At 54.2% G+C, this 10,262-nt stretch carries 9 protein-coding genes and 1 tRNA gene; 7 read left to right on the forward strand and 3 right to left on the reverse strand.

Annotation, left to right across the window (positions count from 1 at the left end; all coding sequences use genetic code 11):
- Nucleotides 1-280 precede the first annotated feature (280 nt).
- Nucleotides 281-354: transfer RNA gene (locus RC85_RS23320), tRNA-Ile, on the forward strand.
- Between the two features lie 74 nt (nt 355-428).
- Nucleotides 429-1,145 (forward strand): SOS response-associated peptidase, encoded by a 717-nt coding sequence (locus RC85_RS23325; RefSeq protein ID WP_068267153.1) that lies wholly within the window; start codon nt 429-431, stop codon nt 1,143-1,145.
- Here the strand turns inward: RC85_RS23325 and RC85_RS28905 are convergent.
- Nucleotides 1,122-2,360, reverse strand: coding sequence for an A24 family peptidase (locus RC85_RS28905; protein WP_068267154.1), 1,239 nt, complete (start codon nt 2,358-2,360; stop codon nt 1,122-1,124). The genes RC85_RS23325 and RC85_RS28905 overlap by 24 nt on opposite strands.
- Nucleotides 2,361-2,482: 122 nt before the next feature.
- On the opposite strand from RC85_RS28905, the gene RC85_RS23335 reads away from it, so the two are divergent.
- Together RC85_RS23335 and RC85_RS23340 are read left to right on the forward strand one after the other, a co-directional pair.
- Nucleotides 2,483-3,403: an ATP-binding response regulator gene (locus tag RC85_RS23335; RefSeq protein WP_068267155.1), complete on the forward strand. Its 921-nt coding sequence runs from the start codon at nt 2,483-2,485 to the stop codon at nt 3,401-3,403.
- A gap of 363 nt (nt 3,404-3,766) precedes the next feature.
- The gene (locus RC85_RS23340) at nt 3,767-5,254 is read left to right on the forward strand and encodes a cryptochrome/DNA photolyase family protein (RefSeq protein ID WP_235033167.1); all 1,488 of its coding nucleotides are present in this window, start codon (nt 3,767-3,769) and stop codon (nt 5,252-5,254) included.
- A gap of 9 nt (nt 5,255-5,263) precedes the next feature.
- Here the strand turns inward: RC85_RS23340 and RC85_RS23345 are convergent, their stop codons facing one another.
- Entirely contained in the window at nt 5,264-6,673 is a 1,410-nt protein-coding gene (locus RC85_RS23345; RefSeq protein ID WP_235033168.1) for a phytoene desaturase family protein, read from the reverse strand.
- A gap of 375 nt (nt 6,674-7,048) precedes the next feature.
- Between RC85_RS23345 and RC85_RS23350 the strand changes: the two genes are divergently transcribed.
- Complete coding sequence (locus RC85_RS23350; protein ID WP_068267156.1) at nt 7,049-8,017, forward strand: deoxyhypusine synthase family protein; 969 nt, start codon at nt 7,049-7,051, stop codon at nt 8,015-8,017.
- Nucleotides 8,018-8,115: 98 nt separating this feature from the next.
- On the opposite strand, the gene RC85_RS23355 is transcribed toward RC85_RS23350, so the two are convergent.
- On the reverse strand, nt 8,116-8,340 hold the full coding sequence (locus tag RC85_RS23355; protein WP_068267157.1) for a hypothetical protein: 225 nt from the start codon (nt 8,338-8,340) through the stop codon (nt 8,116-8,118).
- Between the two features lie 477 nt (nt 8,341-8,817).
- Here RC85_RS23355 and RC85_RS23360 point away from each other — a divergent pair, with 477 nt between their 5' ends.
- Nucleotides 8,818-9,234: a secondary thiamine-phosphate synthase enzyme YjbQ gene (locus tag RC85_RS23360; protein WP_068267161.1), complete on the forward strand. Its 417-nt coding sequence runs from the start codon at nt 8,818-8,820 to the stop codon at nt 9,232-9,234.
- Nucleotides 9,235-9,520: 286 nt separating this feature from the next.
- Nucleotides 9,521-9,889: a hypothetical protein gene (locus RC85_RS23365; RefSeq protein ID WP_068267158.1), complete on the forward strand. Its 369-nt coding sequence runs from the start codon at nt 9,521-9,523 to the stop codon at nt 9,887-9,889.
- Nucleotides 9,890-10,262 lie beyond the last annotated feature (373 nt).

The following is a 10,262-nucleotide window of genomic DNA, read 5'->3' on the forward strand; positions in this document are numbered from 1 at the left end:
TGCTCTTCCGATCTCGCGGCGTAGCCGCGAAACCGAGCCAGAGAATTGGTTACAGAGAAAGAGTGAGAGATAACGCTGCCATCCGGGGATTTACATCCCCGGCAGAGAGCTGCCGGCCCTCCGGGCCTAACACGCAGTAATTAATACGACGTTCCTTGCGAAAGGCGACACTTATTCCCCGCTCGTTCTTTAGCAAGATCCACTGCAGCCAAAGCTAACTTTCAGCCGTCCCAAACCACTAGCCCGCATTTGCACTGAAAGCTAATATCTTACGTAAGTTGGGGCTGTAGCTCAGTTGGTTAGAGCTGGACACTCATAATGTCTAGGTCGCGGGTTCAAGTCCTGCCAGCCCTACTTTCTTTTGGACGCCGAATCGACGCCGAACGGAATGAATTCAGTTCCACGTTGTTGCCGGCGACTTTCCACCGATGTGCAATCGATACAACATCAAAACCAATTTGCGTGAGCTTGCTGCGGAGCTTGACGCGCAGATTGCTCTGGACTTCGATTACGCCGAAGAAATCTTTCCCGGTGCGATCGCGCCGGTGCTGGCCGTTAACCGCGATGGGGTTTTAGAACTGAGACCGATGAAGTTCGGATTCGGCAACAAAGGCAGCGGGCCCGCGCTGAACAACGCGAGAGTTGAGTCGATCGAAAAATGGACTTGGAAAAAATCGTTTCAGAAATATCGTTGCGTCGTCCCGATGAATTCCTTTCGCGAACCTTGTTATTGGGGACCGCAGGCGGGCAGTGAAGTCAATTTCGCTCAAACCAATGGAAACGTTTTGTTGGCGGCCGCGATCTTTTCGTTTAGCGGGAAGCCTGACTGCGGGCCGGTCGAGCTTTCGATGAGCCTGGTCATGCGGCCTGCGATCCCGTTCGTCATGGAGCACGGACATCATCGGTCACCGTTTTTCGTTCGCCCGGATGCATCACGGCGTTGGATGGACCGATCACCAATGTCGGTCGATCAATCTCGCAAGGTGCTCTTCGATGGAGCGGACCAACCCGCGTTGCAGTATGACGTGGCCCGAACGATGGCGGCGTCATGGACGAAACGACAAGCGGGGAATCTGAAAAAACGCGATCAGCAAATCCTGGAAATCAAACAAACAGGCCCGTTAGGTCTCGGAATCGTTTTCTGAATCAATCTCTGAATCGGCGACGTTGATTCGTACACGGTTTGCTGGCCCGCCAAGCCAAATCGGAATTAGCAAGATCATCGCTGACCAGCCAAGGATCACCATGGGTGTACTGGATGGCGATGGCCAGTACTGAAAGCCATTCAGGCGATTCCAAAACAGCAACTGGATCGCCGAACTGACACAAATGGCGATTGCAAAACAGCCGAGCGGTTTGGTTGATGATAGAAACGTGCGTTTCAGAATCGCTGCCAAGACTGACGCGACGACCACGACAGCGATCACGGTTTGCCAGCCAAACACCAAACTGGGGACAGCCAAAATGGCAATCACATCCATTAATTCAGCGGTCGATTTACCGAGCGGATTCATTTTCGGATCGGCCGTTGGACACAAACCTCTGGCGAGCGATCGCCCCAGGATCGCGGCGGCGACCAGCGCGGTTAGGACTCGCAAAAAACCGTCAACGTACAGGCTTGTTCCCGTTAGCTCGAGCGTCGTTAAACCCTTCGCCGGCAACCCGGTGCCGGCGGCGGCTCGCCAGGACGTAATGCCCAGCCCCGGCAGGACCAGCATCGCGATGATCAGCGGGACCAATCCCCAAACAACCAAACGGGCGGGTAAACGTTGATCATCAAATCGGACCAGAGCGAATGCCCAAGCGATCGTCACTGCGTAGACATGAAAGGTCAGCATGACCAAGACATCGGTACTGATTCGGGGTGCCCACAAGGGGCCGCCGAACCCATAAACCGTCATGCCAGGCAGGCTGATTTGATACAGTTCACCGACCGCGACCAGGGTCATGCTTAGCCCGACCGCCAATTCGACGATGGGATAGCGAGACGAGATCGGCAGGTGGCACGTGCGACAGCGACCACCGAGTCGCAGCCATCCGAAAACGGGAAAATTATCGATCGCTCGCAGCTTGGCTAGGCATCGCGGGCAATGGGACCGGCCATTGATGCTTTCCCCCCGAGGCATTCGCCAAGCGACCACATTTAAAAAGCTGCCGATCGAGGAACCGATCCAAAAACACCAAAGAACCACCGTGACATCAATTAGCCGCGGAACGAACAAATCTGCTGGGGAAAAAAGCGAACTTCCTGATGCTTGAACCCATGCCAGGCCGATCACGTACAGTCCAATCGCCGCCAACAAGCCAAAGCAGGCCGCTAAAAACGGGAAAGCCGGTCGTAGATGACGCAACCGTTTCATCAATTGTTTTGTTCTCGTGAGGATAAGGGGTGTGCCTACATACAGGACCGGCAAGAGGTTAGGATATGAACCGGTGGCACGCTACGCCGTAGGCGATTCCGTTTATCAAAATTTGATTCTGCATGGCTGATTCTCCCCACTTATTAATCGTAGACGATAGCCCGACCCAGCTAAGTCACATGAAAATCATCCTGCAACAGGATGGATTTCAAGTCGAAACCGCGTCCAACGGCGAAGAAGCGATGGCCGCCGTTGAAAGCGATTCACCGATATTGGTCGTCACCGATTTGCAGATGCCCGGTATGTCGGGGCTGGAATTGGTGGAGGTCATGCGTGGCAACTTTCCGTCGATTCCCGTCGTGTTGACGACCAGCGATGGCAGCGAAGAGGTCGCCGCGGATGCACTTCGACGAGGAGCCGCCAGCTACGTTCCCAAACGTCATCTGCAATCAACGCTGGCACAAGTCGTCCGCCAAGTCTTGCTGGTCAGCGAAGCGTCTCGGTCGGTTCAGCAGTTGGCTCGATACACCATCGAATCAACGTTGAAACTTTCGTTGGTCAACGACGAAAGCATCGTCCCCAGCGTGATCGCCCGCTTGGAAATGCCGATGAAGGAGTTGGGCATTTTTGATGAAGGCGAACGAATGCAGGTGGCGATGGCTCTGGACGAAGCGTTACTAAACGCGATGATCCACGGCAACTTAGAAGTATCGTCCGAGTTAAGGCATAGCGGCGATGGTGAGCCTTACAAAGAACTGATCGCCAAACGAACCAACGAGTCGCCCTATATGGATCGACGGGTCTTGGTTCAAATGGACGCGACGCCCGAGCAGGTCAAGTTTACGATCGCTGACGAAGGCCCTGGTTTTGATTGTGGCAAAGTAGCCGACCCAACCGATCCCGAGAACTTAGAAATGATGGGTGGACGCGGCTTATTCATGATCGACGCCTTCATGGACGAAGTACAGCACAACGAATGCGGCAACCAAATTGTGATGATCAAGCGAAAGAAGACTGGGGAAGAATCTGGTGAAGAAGGCTAACGAAGAACGGAATTCATTCCGCTGATGAACTGTCCCAAAACAACTTCCCGATTTCCCAACCCGAACGCGTAAGCGAGGGATCTTGTCGAACCCAGGCTCCTGAAATTTTTCCCGGGCAATTCCTAATTGAGAACAATCTCTGTTAATGCAGCGGAATAAATTCCGTTCTATCCCTAAACTGTTTAACCGCGTGGGCATCGCCCCGCGCCGTGAAGAGTTTTGGTCCCGGAAAATACGTGTTAGTTCGTTTAACCGCGTGGGCATCGCCCCGCGCGTTGTGCTGGCCCGGACGCGCGGGGCGATGCCCACGCGGTTAAACAGTTGATTGCAGCTTTTCACCCTTCACCCTTCAAACTTTTCACCATGGCTATTCCCAAGATCCGGCATTCCTATGCCAACGAAACAGCGGTGCGTGAAGACGGTGATTACGTCTTGTACTGGATGATTGCGTTTCGGCGTCCACGGTACAATTTTGCACTCCAACATGCCGTTGATCGAGCGAAACAGTTTGGCAAGCCGCTGGTTGTTTTTGAGCCTCTGCGAACTCGTTATCGATGGGCCAGTGACCGCTTGCATCGCTTTGTAATCGAAGGCATGCGGGACAACGCCGAACACTTTGCTGATTTACCTGTCACCTACTATCCGTACGTTGAACCCAAACCGGGCGCGGGATCACCGCTGCTGCATCGATTGGCAAAGCAAGCCTGCACTGTGGTGACCGATGAATACCCGTGCTTCTTTTTGCCTCACATGATCGAGGCGGTGAAAGATCGCATTCCGGCGAGATTGGAATTGGTCGATAGCAACGGTGTGATGCCGCTGCGGACACCCGAGCGAACTTTCACCGTTGCACACAGTTACCGACGTTGGATGCAGAAAAACATTCTGGATGCGTTGGTCGAAATACCGTCGGAAGATCCGTTGGCCGGTCAGGATTTACCGCGACTGGATTCCTTGCCGACCAAGATCACAAAGAAGTGGCCCGCGGCGAATTTGGATAAGCTTTTAGCCGACGGCGGTCTTGCCAAAATTCCGATCGATCACGACGTCGCGCCTAGTCCCATCGTTGCGGGCGGTTTTGTTGATGGCGGTCAACGCTTGACCAAATTTGTCAGCCAAACGATTGATGTCTACAACGACGATCGCAATCATCCCGACGAACATGCAACGACCGGGCTTAGCCCACATTTGCACTTTGGACATATCTCGGCCCATGAAATCGTTGCCGCGATTTTTGACAACGAAGATTGGACACCTGACAAAGCGTCCGCTGCGAACGGAAAAAACAACGGCTTTTGGAACACCAGCGAACCGGCGGAGGCCTTCCTGGACCAGGTGCTGACTTGGCGGGAAATGGGTTTCAATCTGTCGTTTCGACAACCCGATACCTACGACAAATTTGAATCGCTGCCCGGTTGGGCGCAGACCACGCTAGCGGAACACACCAGCGATGAGCGACCGTACATTTATTCGCTGGACGAATTCGAATCGGCATCCACGCATGATCCTCTTTGGAATGCGGCTCAGCGAGAATTGGTGCAAACCGGTGTGATGCACAATTACATGCGGATGCTGTGGGGCAAGAAAATCCTGCATTGGACGAAGACGCCGCACGATGCACTGCAAATCATGGAACACCTGAACAATAAATATGGGCTCGATGGCCGTGACCCAAATTCTTACAGCGGCATTTTCTGGGTCTTGGGGCGATACGACCGCGCCTGGGGCCCCAAACGGCCCATTTTCGGAAGCGTTCGCTACATGACCAGCGACAGTGCCGCGAAAAAACTGCGACTCAAAAAATACGTCAAACGATTCAGCGGCAGCGAACAACAAACCTTGTCGTTTTGAAAGTTCAAGCTAAACCTGCATGCAATGCCGGTTGGCCATGCTGATGCCGCTGACGATCGCACCGACAATTCCGACAAATCCCTGATCGGTTCCGCACAAGAAGACGTTGGGTAAATGTGTCGTGCCGTCTAGCTGTTTTTCGGGCGCGCCGTAGACCGCTCCGTTGTCGTGCCAGGTAAACCGGCGGATCGTTTTGGGCGTGAACACGTCCGTGTCGATCACGTACGATCGGAAGTCGGGCATAAAGCGAACCGCCGACGCGACGGCCTCGTCATACTGAATCACCTTCTCCGCCTGGTACTTCTTGTCCGGCAACGCGGACCACTGATCGTGATTCGCCAGCGTCGTGATTCGTATCACTCCATCGGGCAAATTGCCTTCATCCGAATCGTAGATGTAATTGTTGGGCGAACAAATCACGCCGGTCCGCGCGTCACAGATCGAATCATCTGGCCGTTTCCAATGAAACGTTTCGCTATCGTTATAGAACACGATCGTGCGATCAAAATCAAAATCCACCGGTTGTCGATCCAGGATCGAAATGGACTCGATAAACGATAGCTGCCCAGCCTTGGCGACATCAACGGCAGTGATGTCATCACACATCCGAGCCGTTTCGATATTACCGGCCGACGATAAAATTCGGTCAGCCGTCAATTCGGTACCGTTGTCCAAAACGACACCGACCGCGCGTCCATGATCAACACGAATGCTGGCCACGCCGCTGCGAAGTTTCAATTCACCACCAACACCGCGAAACTTCTTGACCAGGTTTTTCAGGATCACGCGAACGCCTTTGAACGGCCGTCCAAAGCCTTCCAAGTAACAAGCGCGAAACATGATGCAGAACTGACCAAAATCCATGTCGTCTTGTCGAGCGTTGCCGTACCACATCAACGGACAAATCAGCATCTCGATCAACAACGGATCTTTGATGTGTTCCCGCATGACTTCGCGGGCACTTCGCATAAAGTTGGGGGCGTCGCCGTCCATGTCGGTGTAGTCAAGCAGCGATCCGACCAGTGACCGGAACCCGTCAATTTCGCTCGGGAACTGTTTCGCGATTTCAGTTTCCAGCAGCTCGATGTCATTAGTGAAGTCCAGCGACACGCCTGGGAAACGGATCGACGAACCGATCTGTTCCGCCAGCTTGAAATCTTCCCAGCGAAACCGAAGCTGCCGAATCAGTTTTGAAAGCGGGCCTTTTTTGTTGTCGCCCTTGCGAGCAAAATTGGTCATCGCGTGCAGGCCAACGTCGTAGTCTCGCCCACCCATTCGGTAAAACGAATTCAGGCCGCCGATCGTGTAATGGCGTTCCAGAATACAAACGCGTTGATCAAAGTGGGCCAATCGAATCCCGGCCGCCAACCCGCTCATCCCCGCGCCAATAATGATCGTATCGTAGTGAGTGTCGGTCACGGTGCGGGTGTCGGGGGCAAGGGGATTCAATCAGGTAAGGGGCCAAGCTCAACGCCGCGAAGAGTTTTGATCCCGTAAAAAACGTGTTAGTTCGTTTAGCCGCGTTGGGCATCGCCCCGCGCGTTCGGGCCAGCACAACTCGCGGGGCGATGCCCACGCGGTTAAACGATTTAGAAACTCTTCACGGCGTTGGGCCAAGCTCCGGCAATGAGTCGTCGGCAATACAGGCAGAATAGGAGATTGACCAGCGGCAGGCAACGACGGCCAGTTTAGGGCGGGTTTAGAGTTGGGTGATAAGTCGATACTTTAACACGAGCGTAAACGGCTTTACTCCACTCTCGGAACATCTCTCTCGCCAGCAAACACAGACTCTCCATGAACGTCAGCGAATTTCTTGAAACCCATTTTCGTCACTTCAACGCTCGCGAACTACTGGCGTCCGCCAAGGCTTATCGCGAATTCATTGGCGATGAAACCGGCGGCCGGATGATGGTGACGCTTGCCGGCGCGATGAGCACTGGCGAACTGGGGATCTCGTTGGCCGAAATGATTCGCCAAGGCAAGGTTCACGCGATCACCTGCACCGCTGCGAACTTAGAAGAAGACATCTTCAACTTGGTCGCGCACAATGAATACGAAATCGTCGAAAACTGGCGTGCCCTTTCGGCGGAGGACGAAGTCGCGTTGCGAGACCGCGGATTCAACCGTGTCACCGATACCTGCATTCCCGAAACCGTGATGCGACACTTGGAAGACCGCCTGGTTCCGATGTGGCACGCCGCCGCGACGGGCAACGAGGCTAGGATGCCGGTCGAATTCATGTACGACTTGTTGGACGACGATGGGTTGGTCCAGCATTACCAAGTCCCTCGCGAAAACAGTTGGGTGGCGGCGGCAAAGGATGCCGGCATTCCGGTCTTCACGCCCGGTTTTGAAGATTCGACACTCGGCAACATCTACGCCGCCCACGTCATCGACGGCAGCGTCCCCAACCACAACGGCATCGCACCGGGAACGAAACAGATGCAGAAGTTGGCCGAGTGGTACGAAGCCACGACCGCCGATCATCCGGTTGGATTCTTCCAAATCGGCGGCGGCATCGCGGGCGACTTTCCGATCTGTGTCGTGCCAATGCTGATCCAGGATCTGAAACGTGACGTGCCGTTGTGGAGCTATTTCTGTCAAATCAGCGACGCGACGACCAGTTACGGCGGGTACAGCGGCGCGGTGCCCAACGAGAAGATCACGTGGTACAAGATCGACGAAACCTCACCCAAGTTCATGATCCAAAGCGACGCATCGATCTGCGCACCGCTGGTCTTTGGCTACGTGATGGGTTGGTGAGAATGCGTTAGGGAATGTAGGCCGTCACCACTGAAACAAAAAAAGCCCTCGGCCAAGGCCGAGGGCTTCGATGTTCAAAAACCTATGCAGTTCGTTCTCTATTCGCGAGGACGAATTGCTCCCGTCAAACCGCTGTAATCCACGCGGTCGGTGGTGTGCCAAAGAGGTTGTCCCAGTTCTACGCGACGACGGAGAACTTCGATTTTGTCGGGGCTGCCTGCCGGAGCATCAGTTGCCGAGAAATCGTGGTCCTCTTGTGGCACGAAGTCTTCATCGTGGCCATAACGAAGGATGGCTTCAAAGACGTTCTTGCACTGGCTCATATATCTCTTTTCCCAAATAACAGACGCTTGAACTGCCGTGACTCCATCACAACCGCTCGCGTCAAATCTCACAAATGCCGTCCTCTCCTTGACAGCACCGTAAACGCACAGACGGATTATTGACGTTTCCGCGTAAAGGTCAAGAAAATTCTGCTCTCCACTTGTCTCGGTCGGCCAAACTGAGCGACAGATAGCTCAGCCAGGCAAGGTGTTACGAAAGGGTAGTCTGCCGTTTTAATCAAGCGAAACTCAGACGCATGCTACGCGGCAGAACGCACTAGGGGGCGATAAGTCTCCTTCCAATGATCTCGCGGAACAATCAAAGCCTTGCCGATGGGTGGTCTGTCAACCTCAACGTGGAAAATGCATGCTAGCATCCTTTGGCCGAAACGATCGAAGCGGACCGAAACGACATTTCGCGACCATGCAAACTATTTTTGTTTTTTTTTAGATTCTTCCACGATATTGGAGCCGACAATGTGGGTTCAACGGACTTTTCAACTTCCCGCTCGTTCGCGGGGCTTCCATTTGGTCACTCGCACGATCGTCGATGCCATGCCCGAGATCGATCAAGTCCAAACCGGCATGATGCAGGTCTTTATCCAACACACCAGTGCATCGCTGACGATCAACGAGAATGCTGATCCGGACGTTCGTGTTGATTTCGAGACAGCGATGAACCACGCCGTCCCCGAAGATTTGCCGTACGTGCATACACTGGAAGGGCCCGATGACATGCCCGCGCATGTCAAAGCGTCAATGATGGGTGCATCCCTTATGGTTCCGATTGGATCGGGTAAACTGATGCTAGGGACTTGGCAGGGAATCTATCTTTGTGAACATCGAGACCATGGGGGGGCTCGCCGAGTCGTTGTCACAATTAACGGGGAATAAGCCCGACTGTTACAACCGGCCCACCAGTAGCGAAAACAATCCAATTTGGATCCGGCAAAAGCATCCGGGATCCGTACACCGATTACGCTTTTACTGTAACGGTGGATCGGGTGAACATCGACGCTTTTGTGTCGAGCGGCCAATTCTCGCTACTAGGGAGTCTCGTTAGGTGCTCATGCCACGGATCATTTGTAATAATTGCCACAAACTGCTGGGCTTCAATGTTGAAGCTTTGAGCGGTGATATAGGCCCATCGGTTTACAAATGCCGATCTTGCGAAGACTGCATGTCTTCGGGCCGATCCGAATGGTTGTGGCACAGTCGCCCGCAAAAGAATCGCTATAAACTGGTGTCCACCATTTTCGCGATCGTCTTCGGTGCGCTTTGTACCGCCGGTTTGACTTACTGGATCTTTTCCAAAACAGGCGAAGTCCCCGACCGACGCCTGATCTATGTCATGTTTGGAACCGCCGCGTGTGCAACCGTGTTTGTCCAATGGCTGCGAGTAATGATCTCGGTCATCCGCGATTCCAACGGCGACATTCGACCGCTGCACGTTTGGTTCGGATCGTTTGAGACCAACACGCTGGTCCCGCTGATCATCCCACCGATCGTCGCAGCGTTTTCGTACTGGTTCGTCGCGCCGCTTCTCTAAACTCGCACGACAATGGCATCCCGCTGCGTAAGCAAGGGATCTACCCAACGCAGCAAACAGTTTCAAAATCGTTTAACCGCGCTGAGCATCGCCCCGCGCGTCCACACGGCACCCAACGCGCCGAACGAAAAGTAGCATGGCGGCCCCCCGCCGTGGACTCACCCGCGCATCCACACAGCACCCAACGCGCCGAACGAAAAGTAGCATGGCGGCCCCCCGCCGTGGACTCACCCCGCACGTCCACACGGCACCCAACGCGCCGAACGAAAAGTAGCATGGCGGCCCCCCGCCGTTGACTGGGCTGACGAAAATGTTTGCGTGGAGGGAAACTGGACGACTTTGGGGGTTTGTGGCTGACCGGCCTCGGTGTTGA

This window comes from Rubripirellula obstinata (assembly GCF_001642955.1).
Classification (GTDB): domain Bacteria; phylum Planctomycetota; class Planctomycetia; order Pirellulales; family Pirellulaceae; genus Rubripirellula; species Rubripirellula obstinata.

What these genes read in the sequence shown, in the direction of transcription:
- RC85_RS23325 (WP_068267153.1), top strand. Translation starts at nt 429, where the DNA reads ATGTGCAATCGATACAACATCAAAACCAATTTGCGTGAGCTTGCTGCG.
- RC85_RS28905 (WP_068267154.1), bottom strand. Translation starts at nt 2,360, where the DNA reads ATGAAACGGTTGCGTCATCTACGACCGGCTTTCCCGTTTTTAGCGGCC.
- RC85_RS23335 (WP_068267155.1), top strand. Translation starts at nt 2,483, where the DNA reads ATGGCTGATTCTCCCCACTTATTAATCGTAGACGATAGCCCGACCCAG.
- RC85_RS23340 (WP_235033167.1), top strand. Translation starts at nt 3,767, where the DNA reads ATGGCTATTCCCAAGATCCGGCATTCCTATGCCAACGAAACAGCGGTG.
- RC85_RS23350 (WP_068267156.1), top strand. Translation starts at nt 7,049, where the DNA reads ATGAACGTCAGCGAATTTCTTGAAACCCATTTTCGTCACTTCAACGCT.
- RC85_RS23355 (WP_068267157.1), bottom strand. Translation starts at nt 8,340, where the DNA reads ATGAGCCAGTGCAAGAACGTCTTTGAAGCCATCCTTCGTTATGGCCAC.
- RC85_RS23360 (WP_068267161.1), top strand. Translation starts at nt 8,818, where the DNA reads ATGTGGGTTCAACGGACTTTTCAACTTCCCGCTCGTTCGCGGGGCTTC.
- RC85_RS23365 (WP_068267158.1), top strand. Translation starts at nt 9,521, where the DNA reads ATGTCTTCGGGCCGATCCGAATGGTTGTGGCACAGTCGCCCGCAAAAG.